Source organism: Chloroflexota bacterium, assembly GCA_026710945.1.
GTDB lineage: Bacteria > Chloroflexota > UBA11872 > VXOZ01 > VXOZ01 > VXOZ01.
In genome coordinates, this window is sequence record JAPOQA010000059.1 from 1 (window position 1) to 20,373 (window position 20,373).

The window sequence follows — 20,373 nt, forward strand, 5'->3', positions numbered from 1 at the left end:
GAGGTTGGCCTCGCCGTCTCCGCGCCCCCCGCCCGCTGTTTTGTATTCGGACGGGGCGGGGGGGGGGGGGGAGTGTTCCCAGGCCGCGAAGGGTTATCCCACACTTCAGATGGAGTGCCACGGTGCCAACGGAATCCAGGCCTCGGCTAGCTTGAGCCTGCCAACCCTAATTCCCGGCGACCACGGCGCAGTACTTGGGTGGACTCTTCATCCACAACCCACGCATCCGGTTGAATCCGTACGCCGTACTCTTGCATGGCCGTGGCGCGGTCGTAGTACCCGCGCCGCACGTCCTGGAGCACCAGCGCCGCCGGCCGCTCGAAAGGATCCCCGTAGCCGCCGCCACCCGGTGTTCTCAAGCTCAGCACGTCGCCCGGCTCCATGTGCACACCTTCATCTTTGCTGATATGTTCCGGGCGGAATTCCTCTCCCCGGAGGGTAAAAACGTGCTCGGCAGTCTGCGCAGACTGGCCGCCCAGAATGCCAAAGGGCGCAAAACGTCCCCGCTCTCCCAGCAGCGACGCGCTGGCGTCTCCATGACGTATTTGGAACTCAAAGATCACGCCGTACCCGCCCCGCCGCTTGCCCGCGCCTCCCGAACCTTCGCGAATGGCGTAGCGCGTGAAGAGTACCGGGTAACGGAACTCAAAGATCTCCAGCGCCTGCGTACGCGCCACGGCGATCGTGGGATTGCCGTTGATCAGCCCGTCGGTGAGGAAGTTGCCCCCGTAGCCGCCGCCGATGAATGAGTAGAAGACGTAGTAGCCCCGGCCCGGATTCTCACCGCCAACCGAGAGATTCGTCACCGTACCCATGGGCGCGGCGTAGGCCCTATCCGGAATCGCCTGCCCCAGCGCGCCGAGCATGACGTCAATCACGCGCTGGCAGACTTCGGCAGCACAGCCTGCCACCGGGCGCGGCGGCTGCGCGTGGAGAAACGTCGTGGTCGGAATGTCGACCGTGATCGGCGCAAAGCAGCCGGCGTTGATGGGCACGTCGGGAAAGATATGCTTGAAGGTGATAAACACTCCGGCGAGCGTCGTGCTGAAGACGCTATTGAGCGGCCCCCGACAAGGAGGACTGCTCTCCGAAAAGTCCACGTGGACGTCGCTGCCGCTCACCGTCAGTTTCAGCCGGAGTGCAAGAGGTTCCCACTCCACGCCATCGCTATCGATGTAATCGGTAAACTCATACGTGCCGTCGGGGATCGTTTCAATGTGACTCCGCATCAATCGTTCCGAGCGCGCCTTCATCTCATCTACGGCCTCAAAAACAGTCGCTTCACCGTAGCGATCGAGAAGCTTTGTCAAGCGGTCGGCGCCAAGATTGAGCGCGGTGATCTTCGCGATGATATCGCCTTGACGTTCGGCTGAAACCCGCACGTTGTAGAGAATGATGTCGAGAACATCTTGATTCAGCTTGCCCTTGTCCATAATTCGCACCGGCGGCAGTCGCAAGCCCTCTTGGTAGATCTCCGTAGCCCTGGTCGAAAAGCCGCCGGGCACACGCCCGCCGATATCCGGCCAATGACCGCTGTTTGCCAAGAAGGCCGTGAGCTTGCCTTTGTAAAAGAACGGCCTCACCATCTTGACGTCCATCAGGTGGGTGCCGCCCATGTAGGGATCGTTGACGATGTAGACATCGCCGTCCGCGATATTCGTCACTCGCTCGATTACGGAGCGGACCGTGAATTCCATCACGCAGATGAAATTGGGCAGGCCCCGCGGCCCCTGCATGATCACCTCACCGTCCCGCACGTGGTAGATGCCGCTGGCGCGGTCGAATCCATCCGAGATTACGGGAGAGAATGCCATCCGCTCGAGGGTAGCGTCCATCTCATCGGCGATTTGCTCCAAGCCGCCACGGATCACCGCCAGTGTAATTGGGTCAATGGGCATCCTAGGTCACCCCTATAAGCAGGCTACCGCCCTCTGCCACAGTGGCGCGGCACCAAGGTTCCAGCCAAACCGTCGTGTCCGATTGCTCGATGAGCGCCGGGCCGGACAGCACAGTGCCCCAAGGCAGCTCAGTACGATTGTAAACCGGGCATGACACGAAGCTCTCGTCTACGTATACGGAACGTTCCCCCTTGAGGGCGTCCACCAACGAAGTTTCAGGGGCTTTTACAAAGTCTCTCAATTGCACGTCGGTGCGCACGCCAACCACTGCCGTCCGGAGGTTGAGCAGGCGAATGGGGATCTGTGCCAGTAATTCCTCCAAGCCGCTAAGGCCCTCTTCTACGCGGCCATAGTGTTGCAGGTAGGCGCTGCGAAAACTCGCGGCGATGGCATCACGGCTGAGTTCTCCCGCCGGTAACGTAGTACGGATAACGTGGGTCTGCCCTTCATAGGAAATGTCGGCTTCGCGGACGACGTGCACGCGAGTGAGAGGCACGTTCTCGCCTGCAAGCATCTCCTCACCTGCCGCGAGATGGTCGGCAAGGGTGCGCTCTACCGCGGCTAGATCAAGCTCGCTAAGCAGACAGTTCTGCATAGTTACGAAGTCATGCTGGCGGTCGGCAATCACGCATCCCCACGCGGACGCGATTCCGGGATAGTACGGTACAATGCCTTGCCCGATGCTCAACTCTCGCAGAAGATATCCCACATGCAAAGGGCCGCTGCCGCCAAATGAGAAGAGCGCAAAGTCACGCGGGTCGTGGCCCTTGTCGATAGAAACACGGCGGAGGCTGCCGGCAATCCGGTTATTTGCAACTGTTACAATCGCGTGCGCCGCCTGCTCGGTGGAGAGACCCAGCGGCTTGCCGATATTCTCCGTAATTACCGTTCGAGCACTCGCTACGTCGAATGATGCGCCCGCAACGCCGGCTATTGGGTAGTTGGGGTTGATTCTGCCAAGGATCAAGTTGGCGTCCGTGAGAGTCGGCGCCGTACCGTTCCTGCCGTAACAGACTGGCCCAGGTTCCGCGCCTGCGCTCTGCGGCCCCACCTGCAGCAAGCCCCCCTGATCGATCCGCGCAATGCTCCCCCCACCTGCGCCAATCGTATGGATATCGATCATCGAGACCATGAGGGGAATGCCGAATTCCAGATCCATGCCGCCAGACGGGAGGGGCTTGCCCTCCTGCACGAGCGAGACGTCGAGGCTCGTTCCCCCCATGTCATAGGTGATGAGATTGGAGAAGCCACTCTCGGCGGCAACTCTCGTAGCGGCGATCACGCCTGCCGCGGGACCGGAGAGCACAGTGTTAAGGGGCAGGTTGCGTACGGATGCGGCGGACATCATGCCGCCATTCGACTGCATGATGAAGAGATCGCTCGCGTATCCACGCTCGCTGAGCCGTTCTTCCAACTGTTCCAAGTACCGGCCCACGTTCGGCTGGACGTAGGCGTTCACGACTGCCGTGCTCGTGCGCTCGAATTCGCGGAACACCGGCAGTGTCTCGCTCGACGCAACGACGTAGAGATGCGGCCACTCTGCCTGCAGGATCTCCTTGGCGCGAAGTTCGTGCTCCGGGTTCGCGTACGCGTTCATGAAGCTGACGACGACGGCTTCCACCCATTGCGCCAATAGCAGTCTCCCCGCCTCCAGCACATCCTCTTCGCACAAAGGGGTAAGCACAGTGCCTTCGGCGGCGATGCGCTCGGTCACCTCGAGGCGGCGGTCACGCGGGATGAGGGGTTCGAATGACCCGGTGAGGCCGTACATGTGGGGGCGGTCGCGGCGGCGCAGTTCCAGAATGTCGCGGAAACCACGCGTCGCTATCAGGCCGCAGCGTCCGCCGTCGCGCTCCAAGACGGCATTGGTAGCTACGGTCGTGCCATGGGTGACGAGATCGATATCGGCGTAAGATACATGCAAACCGTCCAAGGCAGAAATGAAGCCGCTGGACTGATCGTCGGGAGTGGTGGCGACTTTGTCTATTTGCAGTTCGCGGCGCGCCTCATCGAGCACGACCACGTCCGTGAACGTGCCGCCAATGTCTACACCAACGAGCGTGCCCATGCGCTGTGACCCTATAAGACAAAGATGATTGACAATATTGTGGAGTAAAGTGTTTAGGAGATGAGGCCCAAGCGCTTACCAACTTGGTAGAAGTTTATGCTCCAACCCCAGCCAAAAATGTGCGGCGTAAGAATGCGCGTGTCCTCCGGATTCCACAATCGTCCCTTAAGCCGCTCGATCGTCGGCGGGCTGAAGCTATAGGGAATGCCCAGTAGTTCTCCCTCAGTTTCGCGGCGCATGAAGGCTACAAGGCCGACAATTGCCGTGGCCACTGCGGCAAGCACGCCGGCGCGTTCGCTACGGTTGATCCTGCCAAAGGGTGCGATTGACACGATGCCAAGCAAGAGAGCAAAGACAATGAGGAGTATACGTTTGGTATTGTCGGACATGCCTAGTCTCCCTGCAGCCAGGTGCCGGCGAATACCGTCTGCGCCGATCCCCGCATGAGCACGCGACCCTCGCCGTCCCACGAAATGGTCAAATCGCCACCGGGTAGACCCACGGTGACGGTCTCGTCCGTCAGGCCATGCAAGCGGGCGGCCACAGCCGTAGCGCATGCGCCGGTGCCGCAGGCCAGCGTGGGCCCCGCTCCGCGTTCCCACACTTTGACTTCGATCCGATCGCGCCCAACCACGTGGGCAATCTCGAAGTTCGTGCGCTTTGGAAACGCCGGATGGTGCTCTACTTCCGGGCCGATAGTTGTTAGCGGGAAGGACTCGATGTCATCGAGAAACGTAATGGCGTGAGGGTTGCCCATTGAAACTGCCGTTATGGCTAGATCGGTGCCATTTACGCTGAGCGGCATGTCCTTTACCGGGGTAGTGCTCGCCTGAACCGGAATCTCCGCCGGGGCGAGAAAGGGCGGTCCCATGTCAACCGAAACGGAGAAATTGTCGTTATCTCCCGGGTGCACGTTGACCTTGAGCATTCCGGCAAGCGTATCGACCTCCAGCCAACCCTCGCCAATCTCTCCCGTATCGTAGAGATACTTGGCAAAGCAGCGGATACCGTTGCCGCACATCTCAGCTTCGCTGCCGTCGGGATTGAACATGCGAAATTGGTAGCTCTGGCTACCATCCGTATCGATAAGCAGCAAGCCGTCGCTGCCCACGCCGAAATTGCGGTCGCAGAGCTTTGACGCCAGGTCTGCCCACGCCCTTGCACCGTTGGCGCGGGTGTCTACCACGACAAAATCATTGCCCGTTCCGTGCATCTTTGTGAATTCTATGTCCTGTGCCATCACGTGCTCCCTACTCTCAGTTGCCAATCTGAAATAGACGCTAATGTCCTAGCGCGGGGGCTTGCCCCTCCCATCGGCGGGGGCCGACACAACTGTCTCCGCAATCACGTCAATCCAAGCGCATCAACTCTGACTGCCGCCCATTACCAGCTTACACAGATCGCCGCGGGCGTTACCAGAGCAAGCCTATTGCTAACCTCACACCTGGGCTAACGTCTCTTCGCCACCCAAGACAGGAGGCTTTCCCAATAATCCTCGTCTTACACACTGCGCTGCGATCAGAAGTACATCTCAGCAGCGTGTTGCCTAGCGCGGTATGAGTTCCAGCGCCGCCAAAACGCCAATAACCACAATTGCCACGGCATAGAGGTGCAACCGCATGCGCAGTTCCATCTCGCGCATGTCTGACTTGGTCGCTGTTTCCAATACCTTGATGTCGCCTTTGACTCCATCTATGTCGGCTCTGACACCATCTATGTCGACTCTTGTCGCCGCTTCCAATGCCTTGATGTCGCTTCTGACACCATCTATGTCAGCTTTGGTCGCCGCTTCCAATGCCTTGATGTCGCCTCTGACTCCATCTATGTCGGCTTTGGTCACCACTTCCAATGCCTTGATGTCGCCTCTGACTCCATCTATGTCGGCTTTGGTCGCCGCTTCCAATGCCTTGATGTCGCCTCTGACTCCATCTATGTCGGCTTTGGTCGCCGCTTCCAATGCCTTGATGTCGCCTCTGACTTCATCTAGATCTGCCTTGGTCGCAAGGGTATCCCACGAATCGCCAAGCGTATCCAGGAGGGCTTCGGCCATTTCCTTGCTGTATCCCGCGCCCCTGAGTCGCTCGAACACCTTATGGGTATCCTTAACCGCCACAGCTCATTGCTCCTTTACTCGCCCGGTACCTGGACCGCCGCTCGCATTCCCTGTAGAATCCTCTAATCTCTTCCCCCACAGATACTACAGTATCGGTACCAATCTCTGTCCATTGTATGCCCTTTTGCTTGCGGAACCAAGTCTCCTGACGTTTGGCGAGCTGGTGCGTGGCATACTTGGTCTGCTGGATTGCCTCCGTCAATGTGCATGATCCCTGCAAGTAGGCGGCGAGCTGGCGATACCCGGCGCTCTGCATGCTTGGAAGGTCGGTCGCAATGCCTGCGGCGAGCAAACCTTCGACCTCTGCAATGAAGCCATCCGCAATCATGCGGTCAACGCGTTCGTCTATGCGCTGATACAAGCTGTCGCGGTCGGTGCGCAGTCCAATCTGCAGAATGGGGAATGAGGGCGGACGGCGTTTGCGCTGCGCAGAGAACGGCTCGCCGGTAACTATACTGACCTCTAAGGCACGAATGAGCCGCCGTGGATTATGTCGATCTATTTGCGCCGCAGCCGCGGGATCTAGGCGCAGCAATTGTGCAAACAGAGCGTCGATGCCCTCGTCCCGCATTGTCTGTTCAAGCTCCGCCCGCAACTCAGGTTCAGGCGGCACAGCAGGAAGTACCAGGCCGTCTACGATGGACTGGACGTACAGTCCGGTACCGCCCACGAGCCACGGGCGCTTGCGGCGGGCAACGAGCTGCTGAATCGCGGCCTCTGCTTGCTCGCGCCAAACCGAAACAGAGTAGGAAGCACTATCCGCTGGCGCCACGTCCACAACGTGGTGAGGTACCTGTTTTCGTTCCGCCAGCGTCGGTTTTGCCGTACCGATGTCCAAACCGCAATAGACCTGGCGGGAATCGGCGCTGACAATCTCCGCATCAAACTCTGCAGCGAGGGCCATAGCCACCGCACTCTTGCCCACGGCGGTAGCTCCGACGATAGTTACGAGGGCGTCGGACGAATGGCATGTTGTCACAGGTCGGTCAATTGAATACGAGGCCTAATCTGCACTACTGTCAGCACTTACAGGGCTGCGTCGTGTCCTCGAATCAGAGCATGGATGACAACCATCTTCCTACGCAACAAACTCAAGGAGGGGAAAGAATTACAGTGCTAGAGTCGGTCTACATTTGGGACACTATAGGCCAAGTTCGCGGATGAAAGGCGATTCAATTGAATTGGCTTCTCTCCTGCCAATACGCTTGGGTACCAAAAGGAGAACTCTTTCCCGCGCCCGCGTGAATGCCACATAGAAGATCCTGCGCTCAGCTTCCGTCTGTAGTGGCGTAGTTGCATTCTTGCTTGGCCATATCCCGTCAATTACGTCTAGTAATACTACCGTGTCAAACTCCTTGCCCTTTGCGCGCAATGCAGTCATCAGATGCAAAGGGTGTTTCCAAAGATCGGTCTTTTGATCTTGACTGTCGTCGTCAAATGGCGGTATGTAAACTAGAGTATCCTTGGCACGTTCAATATCGTCTATGAATGTGTCGTAGTCTTCCCCGTAATGAGACGCGTATTCAGCTAACTGATAGAATGGCGGGTCTGTATAGAAGATGTCGTCTTCAGCTTTTCCAACATCATACTGCAGGCCTTCGAAATTGACACTCAGTTGCATCAGTGCATCTGAGACAGTCTCGGCATTCACGAATGCTTTCACGGCCTCTGAAAATGCCACGCTCATTGCACCTTCGGCATTCTTGCCCTTAAGCGCTCCTCAGTAGTTGGCTAGTGTATCGGACGCCGAAAAGACATCCCTTAGATTGCATTGCTGGAGAAACTTCCTTAAAGACTGCTTATCTTTCTTGTTTAGAGGGTAGCGCTTTACCAAATCGCACAACTCAATTAAGTCGTTTACGACTTGCGATTTCCGTTGACGTACTCTAGAACGAGTCTTAATCAATAGAAGGTCGAGGAGTTTGTCGAATGCGTTGCCCAAGAATACTTGCAAGTCTTCAGCAGCGCAAAAGGCAATCTCCTTGGACGCAAAGTGGACTTGATACGGAATGATTTGAGCTCTCTTGCGACCAATTATTGCGATGCGGCTTGGGCTCTTACTTTGAGTAATCGATTCCTCTATCATATTTGAAACATATTGAAGTGACGCTATAGGCCCATCAGTTCTCTTGATATCAATCTGTGCATCTTTGGAGGATGACGCACTTATTTGCTTTGGGACTCTGCGCATGTTGTTGGCAATCAACTGCTGCGACTTCTCAACAATGTTGTGAGGTGAACGGTAATTTACGCTAAGCGTGAAAGTTTCAAATCGCGATTTAAAGTAGTCTTCAGGCTCTAGGATGTACTCGGGCGAAGCCCCTCTCCACTCAAAAATGGCCTGGTCATCGTCACCCGCGATTGTCAATGTAGCGCGATTGCGTTCGACAATTGCCTTGATTAATGCAAGATCGAGTGGGTTGATATCCTGAAACTCATCAACAAATACATGATCGTAGCTTGCCGCACCAGAAAGCAGTTGCCCCTGTTCGATATTCTCGCGTGCATCAATGAAAGCAAAATACTTCTGGTCTTCCAAGGTGAACGTGGCATTACTCATTAAATGTGACACACCCTCTAGCCAAAACTTAAAAAACTGTTCGAAAGTTGTGCTGTTTCCATTGCGAAGCACCTCTTGACCACTCTCGTCCACTGAAACGTCAAGCACATCAAGACTTGCCAAAGCCTCAAGCTGTTCCTTCAGCTTCCAAGACAACCCTTGTTTGTGAAGCTCTTCAACATGCCTTTCAAACTGCTTGAAATTGGAATGCCGAATGTGATCAAATCCCAAGGACTTGAACGCATCCATGACTTTTAGCAACTTTTGCGGAGCGTTGCTCTTTTTCCACCTGTTGGCACTTTGAATTGATCTCTTTAGGCTCTCGTGCTTTTGCCAAATCGGTTGAAGCTGGTTCAACATTGCAAAGTGATAGTCAGCCTTTGACGTGATGAGCTTAGGGCTAATGGTTGCATTTTTTATCCGGCGGAACCCCCATGAATTCAGAGTAGTGATTTCAATTGCTTCTCGAATTTCCGCGAATTGACTGTCATCGTGGAGCCGGGTAAGCAACTCTTGCTTGGCGGCAACCGTAAACGTCACGATTAGGAACCGTGACCGGCGAGGTCTTCCCTGCCGGGCAAGATGGATGCATCGATAGAGCAAGCACAGTGTTTTCCCACATCCTGCGGGGGCCAGCAACCTTACATCACCAATCGGCGCTTCACAGAATGCTCTTTGCGACGGGTCTAGTTCTTCCATGTTGTAAATCCTAAGATCCATTCAGCACTTGGGACTGGCATTGTATTCGGACTTGGAGTAGACATCGTTAATCACATCAGACTGGCAGCCAGCACCAGCTCCGGCACAAACGCGCGGGGAGGGAGAGCAGCAATAAAGAGCGCCGCCTCCGCCACGTCTTCCGGTTGTAGCATCTTGGCGAATGCTTCCGGCGGCGGCGGCTCCGGCCGTTTTTCCATCAGCGGTGTTTCACAGGGGCCGGGAAAAACCACCGAAACACGAATGCCGCGGTCACGTTCCTCCATCATGGTGCCGTGCGCCAGTCCGCGTACGCCATGTTTCGTCGCTTGGTAGGCAATACCGGCAACCACGTTGGGCTTTTGCACGGCATCTGAAGAGTAGTGGATGATCGTGCCGGCGCCTTGCTCACGCATAGTCGGCAAGACCGCATCTACGAGGTTGTAGGCAACCGTAAGATTGTGCGCGATCATCATATCCCAATCCGCGGGCCCCATCTCAGTAAAGGCGCGGTTCTTGATATTAGTGCCCACGCTGTTGACCAGCACGTCAATTTTGCCAAACTGCTCGCGAGCCCGCTTGGCCATGGCAGCAACAGCGGCGCGGTCATTTGCATCAGTCGGCACTGCCAATGCGGTGCCGCCGTTCTGTGTAATTTCGTCCACCAGCGCGGCGAGCTTTTCAGTGCTGCGCGCCGCCACGACCACGGCTGCGCCTTCCTGAGCAAAGAGTCGCGCCGTCGCCGCGCCCATGCCGGAACTGGCGCCGCCTACTATGGCTACCATGTCATTCAGTTTTCCCACGCGTCCCCAAACTCCCTTCACGGCACGTTGCTTCTGCATTCGCGCCAACTCTCAAATGGTTTGTCAGTCACCACTAGTCTACGTCGGCCCCAAGTTCATCCAGCAGCCCGTGCAAGTATTCGCGGGCGCGCGTGGCCTCGTGGTGGACCTCCTCAATGGTTCCCTCGCCGAGTTGCTCAATCATGCAGGGACCGTCAAAGTCGTGGTCGCGCAGGATCGTAAAGAGCGCCTTAAAGTCAACGTCGCCGTCGCCGGGGGTCACATCCACCGAGCCATTGACGCCGCCGGTCTCATCTTTGATTGACATCCCTGCCACGTACGGCGCGAGTTCCTCAAAATCGTCTTCCGGCCGCTCGCCGGTGTAGAAGAGCACGTTGCCTGGATCGTAGAAGACCTTCAAATTATCGGAACTAATGCGCTTCATGAGCGCCACCAACCCCCGCGCGGTGGCCGTCACACCGCCGTGGGGCTTCATCATCACCACGATGCCTTTGCTCTTGGCATACTCCGCGGCTTCTTCCATGAGTTGCAGGAACTGATCGTAAAGCGCCTCGTCATTGGTGCCGCTATTGTGCATGTAGGTCGCGCCCAGCGTGTGGCTATTGTCCACATAGCTGTGTAGCGCCGAACGGGCAACGGATTCATCGCCCCACGGAATGCTCGTATAGTTCTCCAGGTTCTTTAGGTTGTACTTTTCAAGCAACCTGGCGAGATTTGCTACCTGGTCTGCGGACGCGTTGGGCGGCAACGGCGGGCCATCCCCCGCTGTCATGAATCCGAAATTCTTGAACCCCGCCTGCGCTGTGCCTTCCATCGAGACCTCCAACGCATACTTGGTCCAAGGCCGACTGAAACACCCCAGGTGTACTTTCATGAGATTCCTCTCTATAGGCGCTAAGAAGAGTGATAGCACGTATCAAAGGTGACGGGCAGAACGTAGCATGCGGCTGCACGCGCTGTCAACGCGGGAGGCTGGCGGCTAGCAGGCAGCAGTGTTGTATCGCCACGTCAAAGGCACGCAAAAAGAACCGGCGAAGCCTCGGGCAATGGGCTGTGCGGTCGTGTTTTGGCTCCGGCACTCCGCCGGGACTCTGTATACTGGTGCACATGGAAGAACGTCTGCAAAAATTCCTTGCTCGCTGCGGCGTGGCGTCCCGCCGGCGCGCTGAAGTCTTGATTGTCCAAGGCCGGATTACCGTAAACGGGAAGGCGGTGTCGGTGCTGGGTACGAAAGTGGACCCCGTTCGCGACAGAGTATCGCTGGATGGCAAGACGGTCGTGCCGCCAGCCGCGCTTACCTACCTGGCCTTGCACAAACCAGCCGGATTCCTGACAACCCGCGAAGACCCGCACGGTCGTCGTACCGTTTACGACCTGCTGCCTCAAGATTGCGCCCATCTGGTTCCGGTGGGTCGCCTCGATTACCAGAGCGAAGGACTGCTCTTCTTCACCGATGACGGCGCATGGGCCAATCACGTCGCGCATCCCCGCTACGGCGGCGAGAAAGAGTACGCGGTCCTGGTAAACGGTCGCTTGATTTCCCAACAGCAGGAAGCGCTGCGCGCGCCTATGGTCCTGGACGGATATCAACTCAATGCCATCAAGATGCAGTTGATGCATCGCGAGGATGAAGGCACGTGGATGACGATCACCCTCACAGAGGGGCGCAAGCGGCAAATCCGGCAGATGCTCGCGGCAATTGGCAAACACGCCCTGCGCCTGATCCGAGTCCGCATTGGCCCGGTCCGCCTCGGCAAATTAGCGGCGGGAGAATTCCGCTCGTTGTCGCAGAGTGAAGTCGAGCATTGGCATGACCCGCCGCAAAGCCCTCACCCGCAACGGAAAGCGGCCGCGCCTGCATTGCTTCGGCAAAATACGCCAGCCACAAACACAACCGGAGCCGACAGGGCAGACTCATCCTTCGCCAGCGCCGCGGTCGGGATACGCCACATTGATCACGTCTGAAATACCTCTTACGATCACCATTGACGGCACCGCGGGATCGGGCAAGAGCGCACTCGGGAGCCTCCTTGCCGCGCGATTAAACTACCTCTTCGTTGACACCGGCGCTTTCTACCGAGCCCTGACTCTCGCCGCTTTGCGCGCGCAAATACCTTTAGAGAAAGGTCCCGCGCTGGCGGCGTTGGCTCACACGCTGGATATCCGCATTGCGCCTCCCACCGTTGCCGACGGCCGTCAGTTCACGCTCTTGCTGGGCACGGCAGACGTCACCTGGGAGCTTCGCGGCGAGGCGGTTGATGCCGGTGTGTCACCGGTTGCGGCACAACCTGAAGCGCGCGCAGCCCTGCTGCCCATGCAGCAGCGCCTGGCCCGCAAGAAAGGCGTGGTAATGGTGGGACGTGATATCGGCACCGTGGTCTGCCCGGAAGCCGAGGTAAAAGTTTATCTCGTCGCTGACCTCGCGACTCGTGCGCAGCGCCGCCAGCAAGAACTCGCGACACGAGGCGCGTCAATCACTGACGACGACGTAGCCCGGAATCTCGCCGCCCGCGACCGCATTGACAGCAGCCGGGACGCGGCACCGCTTGCACAGCCTCCCGACGCTATCGTGCTTGATACCGGCAAACTTTCACTGGAGGAAGAACTCGCGGCAGTGCTCGTCAGAATCAAAGCAGTGCGTGATGCTTTGGCAGCAGAATAGACCCCAACATCGTCATCAACGCGGTGAGATTTACATTTTCTTAAAGAATATCTTTTAATTCTCTTGCGCTCTGTCGCTAGTTGTGGTTATAATTGAAATCAGAGATTGGATAACCAGATGCTACTGGGGGAAAGTGGAAAGGGCTATCTAAAGGGGTTGCCCAGGCGCCTCCACCATTGTGCGGCGCATGCCACCCAGCGGCACTTACGAAAAAGGAGTTAGTCATCATGGAGGATACGCATAAAGCCGGTAACGGTGATGCCAATAAAGAGGCGCCGGAGCAGCCATTCTTCCGCGTAACCATCGAACTACGCAACTCACCCGGTGACGCGTTTGAGAACCTGCAGGAGAGGTTGAGCCAGAAGGCAAACGCTGTCCTCGACTTCATCCGACGCGGCGTAGAAATCCGGGTCGAGACTAAAGCCAAAGGCGGTCAGGACAAGGCCGAGCGCATCACCATCGAATAGTCTTCCGGCAATGCACTGAACCGCAAAGGTCTCCGCCGAGTGGACTCGAGGGCGCTGTCGGTTCAGTTTCTGCACGACACGACGCAGGTCTTCAACATTGGAGGCCTGCGTTGCGTTTGGACCAAAGTGGCACGCCCACACACAGGCATGAACGCGCAAAGCGCCAACACTTAGGTGGATTTGCAGCAATTCTTACTGCCGCGCCGGAGGATCTGTGGCGACGTTGCGGCCCTCGCCACCCTCAGGATAGCGCTCAGCCGTGACCACGCCGCCGAGCCCTTGGGCAATGTAGTTGGCGATTGCCTGCTGGTATGTGACACCAAGCGAAACGAACGGCGCGTCGCGGAAGGGGTACTCATCGCCGCCGCGTGCGAGGAAATTAAGTGTCGCAACGTGCACGGGGCCCGCATCTGCCACGACGTCACCATCCCGCACCAGCCAGGTACCGTCGCCAAGCTGCACGCTGCGAATTCGCGTGCCCGGCGTGACCACCCGGCCGTCGTCATCGAGCACCTGTGAGGTACCGTTCGGATCCCAGGTCATGGTGAAACCGGCTATCTGCGGGAACCGACCGTCAATGTGCTCGACCCGCGAAACGGCGTTCTCGAGAATCTCTTTGAATTGTTCCACCGACACATTCGGCACGATGGCAAGGAAGTTCGGGAACGGGGCCATGTTATAGATGTCAAGTTCGTACAATGTGCCTGCCGGGAGCACGTTGTCGTTGCGAATGCCGCCGCCGTTTTGGAGCGCCACGTCTGCACCTTGGACTCTGTAGCGGTCCGCTAGTTCATTCGCCTGCCATAGCAGCGCGTCAGCAATGAGATTGCCCTGATTCGTCTCCCGTGTCCGTATTGCATGCCTTTGTCCGTCCAGTGACACTTCAGTGGTACCGACAGTGGTAGCCGCCAGGCCGCTGATGAAGTCCGCTACCGGATTGACAACGAGTTCCTGCAACGGCGGATGAGGTTCCACGGCGTCCGGATGGTCGCCCCCGGCCACGCGCACCGGCCCACTAGAGGCGTCAATCGCCGTGATAGTTCCGTTCACGTCAAATTCCACGATCAAGCGGCCCACGTACGTGTACCGGCCCGGCGCACCCACCACCGGTACGTCATTGCCATCGGCATCCGAGGCCAAGAGCGGATATGTGCCGAATACTTTTTCCTCGTCACCGGGCAACAGCAGATCGCTCTCGTTTGCCAGCAACTCGTCGCCGCCGCCGGCAATCAATATGTCAACCCCACGCAGCGCGGCGCCAAGCGCCACGTCTCCCGCGATCCCCTGCAGGTGACTCACGACGATGATCTTGTTTATGCCCGCAGCTTCCATTGCATCGATCTCCTGCTGGACCACCGCCGCAACATCCTTCGCGATCTGCACGTTGCGCGGACTGGAGAGATAACGGAGACCCGGCGTTGTGGCGCCGATGATGCCGACACGCTCACCATCGAATTCCAGTACTGCGCTGCGGGCCAGACGGCCTGCTGCCGCAAGCACGGCCAGCCGCGGCTCCCCACTAAAATCAAGATTGGCGCTGATAAAGGGAACAGTTGACGTAGAGCCGCTGATTGCATCCGCTAAGACGTCCGGCCCAAAATCAAACTCATGGTTGCCCAGCACCATCGCATCGTAGCCGATGTGATCGAGGGCGATAATATCGTAAAATGGCGCGGACTCACGCTCCAGACTCGCGCTAAACTCCGGTCCTGCGCGAAAGTTGTCACCGGCTGAGACTACCAGCACACTGCTGCCGCTGGCATGGGCTTCCTGTCTGAGCTTGGCCACCAGTGCGGCAAAGCGAGCCACGCCGCCAAAATCCTCCCGGTCCCTCCCGGCATGTATGAGCTGGGATTCACCGTCATTGTTATGCAAGATCGTGAGTCGAAACGCTTGCGGCGAGGGCGTAGCCGCAGGAATGGGCGTGGCGGTCGACTCGGGACTTGGGCTTGGAGTGGTTAACGGTACAGCAGTCGCGCACGCGGATAGTGTGAACAACAGCGCGAGCAGAATTGCAGGTAAATGGAGCGGCGAGCGCTTAGCCGGACAGGATGTCATTATGTCTCTCCGCGGTCTCCTGTGCGCCATGTGTGCACCGCACGATACTACAGCATGTTGCGAGAGGCGCTTGGGTCGAACTGTCGTGGCTTTCATGCCGTGTCTGCCTTCCGAATTCCTACCCTCTGACCAAAGCTGTATGGACCGCCCGCCGTGGGATTCACGTTGTACCATTGCAATGTACGCGTAAAGTATACGGCAAGCACAATTCCAGGAACCCCAACACAACACTATGCCGCCCATTCGCCCGAGCAGTTTCCTGGCCATGGCAATTGTGAGACAGCGGTCACGGTCTACGTGCAAGCGCTACTGCGATGGAGGTTGGGATGCTTGCGCGGCCGCAGCCGAGGACTGTTCGGCAACTGGCGAGCGTCTTATGTCGCGCAGGCGCAGCACAAGAGCAACGCCCATCAGACCAATGGCGGCAAGCGAGAATAGGGGTTGGATCGGCTCAAAATATGTAAGCGCGCCACTGGCGCCGGCGAGAGCAAGCACCACCTTATTGCGTACCGGACAGCCGATGCCCACAAAGAGCAGCAGGCCGCTGCCGAGAGCTTTCGAGTCTTGAAGCGAGCAACTCCGTGGCACACCGTACGTCGCCCCAAGCATCACGGCCAGGGCAGTTATGGCTCCTAGGTAAACATAGTCAGTGGGGCGTGCATCTAAGGGACGGACGAAAAACTGGTTCGGGATCACGCCGCTGGGAATACCCACGAGCAGCAGAACCGCCAGCCCCATGCCGCCGCCGTAAACGAGCGATTTCCAATTCATCGTCCGCCACATCATCTATTCCTTGATAGTCGCCCTATGTCTTCGCCGAATCGCCGGTCTCATTTAGTACGACCAGTTATGCCGTCCTCCTCGCGGTCAGAATAAGACGGCTGCTCTCGGGCGCGAGCGGTTCACCGTCCAGGCTACCGAAGAAATCAAGTCGATCCAGACCCGCGAGATTCAGCATTCGTTCCAGTTCATGCGGCAAGTAGACCCGCACCCGTAGCTCGCGCTCAATGCGCTCGCCACCCGGAGTAATGATAACGCGGCTCGTATGCTGGCACCCCGTCTCGTAGTCCATGCGGTTCCTATTCACCATAGCGTACCCGGTGGAAGCCATCTCCGAGTCCTCCCAGGCCTGCTTCTGGTAGGTCTGGATCGGATTTGACATTTCCATGACGAACCGGCCGCCGGGACGCAGCACCGCCGCCACGTCGTTCAGCACCTTTTGGTCCTCGTCATCGCTCTCCAGATAGCCAAGCGCCGTAAACCAGTTGACCACCCCATCGAACGCACAGTCGAACGGCAGCGCGCGCATGTCGCCCTGCACAAGATTGACGTCCAGGCCGCGTATCCGTCCGTCTTTGTATGCCTGGCGCATGAGCACGTCCGAGCGGTCAAGTCCGATCACCGTGTAGCCCTGGATTGCCAGGTGAATAAGGTGGCGGCCCTGGCCGCACGCCAGGTCAAGCAACGTTGACCCCGGCCGCAGTTCGAGCAACCGCTCGATCGCCTCCACCTCCGGCACCGTGTATCGGTCGCCAATCAGATCGGCGTACGTCGCCAGATAGAGTTCATCAAATCGGTTGCGATTTGCCGATCCTTGTGCCGGCATCCAATCTTCCTCTTTTTCGTTTGAGATTGCGTATTCGACTTGCAACTGAAGTCGTCTGCCCACTTGCTAAGGCCAATGACACTCCCAATCCTACTGAGCATCCCAAGCCGACTCCCGTTGGAGCAAAATCAATCTCTGTCACTGCGGCCTCGCAGGGCATATCCACCAAGTGTACTCTTCTCTAAGGATACTATGCCTTCACCGCACGCGTCTTTCCCTCGAGACTAGGGGACAGAGGCAACCGAGACTTGCAGGCGACTCCTTGCCTATCGCGACACGTGGTGATTCAGCGATTTCAGCAAACACCTCGGCTCACGGCAGATGAACAAGGCATCAGCACCCCTGCGGATTCTTAGTACTGCTGCAGGCTCCAAGCTTGGAAACATGCACCGGGAAGGTTCTGCAAGCTAAGATAGATAGGGTGACTATGGAAATGTCACCACGGTGTACACATCATGCGCCGCACGGTAACAGAGAGACTGCTCCCAAGGAAATCGGAAGAGACTGATGAATTCACGAGCACCACAACTAGGACTGTTAGGCATACTGGCCTGCGGCATAGTCTCGGCGGTCTTGTTGGTGCTGGCGTTTCCGCCGTACGACTATTGGTATCTGGCGTGGATAGCGCTGGTGCCGATGCTTGTGCCGCTGGCGCTGCCCACCCCGCGACCCCGCGCCGCGCGCGCTGCGGCTGCCCTGACGTTCGTGCTCTACATGGGCGTGCTCTTGTGGCAGGCGTTCCCGCCCGGCCTCACGTCCCGCGCGTGGCGGGGCAGCGATTTCCCGCCGATTCTCTTCCTTGATTCGCCGGCGCTGTTCGTGAGTGTCATCCTGCTTCCAACGCTCTTTGTGCTCTTCTATTTCGGGCGCATACCGATAGGCCCGCCGGTCTCACTGGCGCAGGCAAGACCGTACTTCTGGTTGCTGCCGCCGGCTGTGTGGACGCTTACCGAGTACGTGCGCTACCGCCTGCAGCTTGGCCACATCTGGGGCAATCTCTTCACGACGCAGCACACGTTCCCGACCACGATGGCGATCATGCGCCTTGGCGGGCCGTGGCTGCTCACGTTCTGTATTGTCCTGGCTAATGTGCTCATTGCGGCTGTCCTCGCTCGCTTGCTGACGCGCCGGCCCATGCAAGCGGCAGGAGTGACCGCGCTGGTCGTACCTTTACTCGTCAGCAGCGTACTGCTCAGTTCGGCGATGCGTGGGTCCGCGCCGCAAGCGCAGTCTGACCCGCAGACGATTGAAGTGGCACTCGTGCAGACGGGCCTCGACATGTCCGACTACTTCGATAAGGCGATGGTGCAGGGCGTACGAGACTATTACGGACTGGCGTGGAGCGATGTGGAGCAACTCACGCGGGAGCAAGCGCAGGGCGCGCAACTCATCGTCTGGCCGGAAGCGACCGTCTGGCGCGACGTACAGGCGGACACTGAAGCCCGCGAACGACTGGCAACGTTTGCCCGCGAGATGAACGCGTACCTCTTTGCGCCCTACTTTGTGGATACCGATCCGCGCGGCTTCCGCAATGAGGCAGTCTTAATCTCGCCTGAGGGTGAGTTCCTCGGCATGTATGCCAAGAACTACCCCATAATTTTCGTAGGCGAACAGAGCGTCACCGGCGGCGAGCACCCGGTGTTCTCCACGCCGCTGGGCACGTTCGCCACGATGATGGCGTATGATTCCGACTTTCCCGACGTTGCCCGCATCCTGACGGCCAATGGCGCGCAACTCATTGCAGTCACGAGCCACGACTGGGTGGAGATGAGCCCGTTCCAGGTGGCGGCCAGCGCACAACGCGCCGCTGAAAACAACGTGACTATTGTAAAGGCGGATTGGCGTTACGGCAGCGCGGTGATCTTGCCGAGCGGAGAGATCATCGCCAGTACCTCGGCGTTGGAGGCGGACCGCACGGTACTCCGCGCCGCCGTGCCGCTGCCGGAGTCCTCGGGCACGCCATACACGCGCACCGGCGATTGGTTTGCCTGGCTCTGCGCAGTCCTCGTCGTGGGGCTGCTCGCCCGGCTGTTTTGGGAACGGCGCGCTGCAGACCGCTAAGGGGGATTGAATGGCAAAGGAAACCCTCACCGGCAAGCAAAGTGATTTTCTCAAGATCGTGGCGGCCGCCGCCGGACGCGGCGATGTGGAGGCGGTACGGGCATTTGTCGACGACAACCCCCGTTGGGTGCGCACCGTCGGCTCCCATGGACGCACGATGCTGTGGGAAGCGGCGTACTGGGGCAAGCTGGCAGTGGCGGAATTCCTGGTTTCGCGCGGCGCTGATGTCAATGCACTTGGCTGCCACTACAGCGAACACTACGTGGAAATCAGTTGCTACTGCGTAGCCAGGGCCAAGCAACGCCATGCCCTTGCCGACTATCTGCTGGAGCAGGGCGCGACCGTAGACGTGTTTACGGCAGCCTATCTGGGCGATACGGCTGCAGTTGCCGGATATCTTGCAGCCGAACCCGCGCTGCTTGAAAGCTCCCAGGCGCAGCACGACTCCCAGCGGTCTGAAGGGAAAAGGCTGGTCTTCGACCACATGCCCAACTCCTGGGCCACGCCGCTTGCCTATGCCCTCAGCGGCGGTTGCAGAGATACGGTCGCACTGCTGCTCGAACGCGGCGCGGAGGTCCGCCAGCACGACACGCGGATGCTGGGAATCGCGGTGGGCCGCAACCGGCTGGACCTCGTGCAGATGCTCCTAGCGCGCGGGGCCGATGCCGGCAACCTCCCGTTGGCAGACCCCTCCCAGAACCGCGCATTAGCAGAACTGGCTATTTCCCACGGCTACGACGTCAATACCGGCCGCCCCGGCTGGCCGCCGCTGGTAGTTGCCAGCCGGGGCGACAAGGGAGAGCATCCCGAGAAAATTCAGGCGCTGCTGGAGCTCGGAGCAGACGTGAACGTCCGCGACTACAAAGGCAAGACGGCCCTCCACCGCGCCGCCACCGCCGGCTTTCTTGCGAGCATGGAAACCTTGCTGGCGAACGGCGCGGACATCGATGCGGCGGATGAGAAAGGTGAAACCCCGCTCCTCGACGCTGTGCGCGCCGGTCGGGTGGAAGCCGTAGCCCTGCTGCTGGCACGCGGCACCGACCCAAGGGTACAAAACCTAAAGGGAGATACGCCGGTTGCGATTGCTAGCCGAATGCGCAAGAAGAGCGCTGCTGCAATTCTGGAGATGATGGCATCTGCTGCATGGCCACACATTAATGAGCGATAGAGTACACCAGGTTGCCAAGGGTCTCGCGGAATGAACTCACTTTGAGTAATTCACCTAGACTATGGCGCGTTCAAGATTGCCTTAACGGTGTGAAGCCATCAGATGTTAAAGCCAGGTGATGTCTAGGATTCGTCATCCTGACTGGCGTGCAGGGTCTTCCAAAATACGTCTACAACACGGTCTGCAATAGTCTCTGGATCATTTTCTTCTTCA

General features: G+C 58.3%; 18 protein-coding genes. 5 read left to right on the forward strand and 13 right to left on the reverse strand.

All coding sequences use genetic code 11. The annotated features are described in order from the left end of the window. Nucleotides 1-146 precede the first annotated feature (146 nt). The 10 genes from OXE05_11845 to OXE05_11890 form a co-directional block, all read right to left on the reverse strand. The gene (locus OXE05_11845; protein ID MCY4438009.1) at nucleotides 147-1,898 is read right to left on the reverse strand and encodes a hydantoinase B/oxoprolinase family protein; all 1,752 of its coding nucleotides are present in this window, start codon (nucleotides 1,896-1,898) and stop codon (nucleotides 147-149) included. A 1-nt stretch (nucleotide 1,899) separates the two neighbouring features. Beyond that, a complete protein-coding gene (locus OXE05_11850) occupies nucleotides 1,900-3,966 on the reverse strand; it encodes a hydantoinase/oxoprolinase family protein (GenBank protein ID MCY4438010.1) in 2,067 nt (688 codons plus the stop codon). A 53-nt stretch (nucleotides 3,967-4,019) separates the two neighbouring features. Next, the gene (locus tag OXE05_11855; GenBank protein ID MCY4438011.1) at nucleotides 4,020-4,355 is read right to left on the reverse strand and encodes a DUF5808 domain-containing protein; all 336 of its coding nucleotides are present in this window, start codon (nucleotides 4,353-4,355) and stop codon (nucleotides 4,020-4,022) included. Nucleotides 4,356-4,357: 2 nt separating this feature from the next. Then, nucleotides 4,358-5,206: a diaminopimelate epimerase gene (gene dapF / locus OXE05_11860; protein MCY4438012.1), complete on the reverse strand. Its 849-nt coding sequence runs from the start codon at nucleotides 5,204-5,206 to the stop codon at nucleotides 4,358-4,360. Between the two features lie 306 nt (nucleotides 5,207-5,512). Then, a complete protein-coding gene (locus tag OXE05_11865; GenBank protein MCY4438013.1) occupies nucleotides 5,513-6,079 on the reverse strand; it encodes a hypothetical protein in 567 nt (188 codons plus the stop codon). Next, nucleotides 6,069-7,058, reverse strand: coding sequence for a tRNA (adenosine(37)-N6)-dimethylallyltransferase MiaA (miaA, locus tag OXE05_11870; GenBank protein ID MCY4438014.1), 990 nt, complete (start codon nucleotides 7,056-7,058; stop codon nucleotides 6,069-6,071). The genes OXE05_11865 and miaA overlap by 11 nt, the downstream gene beginning before the upstream one ends. A gap of 162 nt (nucleotides 7,059-7,220) precedes the next feature. Beyond that, complete coding sequence (locus OXE05_11875) at nucleotides 7,221-7,760, reverse strand: ATP-binding domain-containing protein (protein ID MCY4438015.1); 540 nt, start codon at nucleotides 7,758-7,760, stop codon at nucleotides 7,221-7,223. A 39-nt stretch (nucleotides 7,761-7,799) separates the two neighbouring features. Further along, the gene (locus tag OXE05_11880) at nucleotides 7,800-9,338 is read right to left on the reverse strand and encodes an ATP-dependent helicase (protein ID MCY4438016.1); all 1,539 of its coding nucleotides are present in this window, start codon (nucleotides 9,336-9,338) and stop codon (nucleotides 7,800-7,802) included. A gap of 71 nt (nucleotides 9,339-9,409) precedes the next feature. Then, nucleotides 9,410-10,177: an SDR family NAD(P)-dependent oxidoreductase gene (locus tag OXE05_11885; protein ID MCY4438017.1), complete on the reverse strand. Its 768-nt coding sequence runs from the start codon at nucleotides 10,175-10,177 to the stop codon at nucleotides 9,410-9,412. 34 nt (nucleotides 10,178-10,211) lie between these two features. Beyond that, on the reverse strand, nucleotides 10,212-11,012 hold the full coding sequence (locus OXE05_11890) for a sugar phosphate isomerase/epimerase (GenBank protein ID MCY4438018.1): 801 nt from the start codon (nucleotides 11,010-11,012) through the stop codon (nucleotides 10,212-10,214). A 179-nt stretch (nucleotides 11,013-11,191) separates the two neighbouring features. Between OXE05_11890 and OXE05_11895 the strand changes: the two genes are divergently transcribed. The 3 genes from OXE05_11895 (at nucleotide 11,192) to OXE05_11905 (ending at nucleotide 13,267) form a co-directional block, all read left to right on the forward strand. Next, a complete protein-coding gene (locus tag OXE05_11895) occupies nucleotides 11,192-12,103 on the forward strand; it encodes a pseudouridine synthase (GenBank protein ID MCY4438019.1) in 912 nt (303 codons plus the stop codon). Continuing rightward, nucleotides 12,090-12,800: a (d)CMP kinase gene (cmk, locus tag OXE05_11900; protein MCY4438020.1), complete on the forward strand. Its 711-nt coding sequence runs from the start codon at nucleotides 12,090-12,092 to the stop codon at nucleotides 12,798-12,800. Before OXE05_11895 ends, cmk begins: the two co-directional genes overlap by 14 nt. Nucleotides 12,801-13,027: 227 nt before the next feature. Further along, nucleotides 13,028-13,267: a hypothetical protein gene (locus tag OXE05_11905; protein MCY4438021.1), complete on the forward strand. Its 240-nt coding sequence runs from the start codon at nucleotides 13,028-13,030 to the stop codon at nucleotides 13,265-13,267. Nucleotides 13,268-13,459: 192 nt separating this feature from the next. On the opposite strand, the gene OXE05_11910 is transcribed toward OXE05_11905, so the two are convergent. The 3 genes from OXE05_11910 to OXE05_11920 form a co-directional block, all read right to left on the reverse strand. Next, nucleotides 13,460-15,325: a bifunctional UDP-sugar hydrolase/5'-nucleotidase gene (locus OXE05_11910; GenBank protein ID MCY4438022.1), complete on the reverse strand. Its 1,866-nt coding sequence runs from the start codon at nucleotides 15,323-15,325 to the stop codon at nucleotides 13,460-13,462. Nucleotides 15,326-15,631: 306 nt separating this feature from the next. Beyond that, nucleotides 15,632-16,096, reverse strand: coding sequence for a hypothetical protein (locus OXE05_11915; GenBank protein MCY4438023.1), 465 nt, complete (start codon nucleotides 16,094-16,096; stop codon nucleotides 15,632-15,634). Nucleotides 16,097-16,172: 76 nt separating this feature from the next. Next, entirely contained in the window at nucleotides 16,173-16,931 is a 759-nt protein-coding gene (locus OXE05_11920; protein MCY4438024.1) for a class I SAM-dependent methyltransferase, read from the reverse strand. A gap of 507 nt (nucleotides 16,932-17,438) precedes the next feature. On the opposite strand from OXE05_11920, the gene OXE05_11925 reads away from it, so the two are divergent. Continuing rightward, a complete protein-coding gene (locus tag OXE05_11925; protein MCY4438025.1) occupies nucleotides 17,439-18,992 on the forward strand; it encodes a hypothetical protein in 1,554 nt (517 codons plus the stop codon). Between the two features lie 10 nt (nucleotides 18,993-19,002). Continuing rightward, complete coding sequence (locus OXE05_11930) at nucleotides 19,003-20,160, forward strand: ankyrin repeat domain-containing protein (GenBank protein MCY4438026.1); 1,158 nt, start codon at nucleotides 19,003-19,005, stop codon at nucleotides 20,158-20,160. The last annotated feature ends 213 nt before the right edge of the window (nucleotides 20,161-20,373 follow it).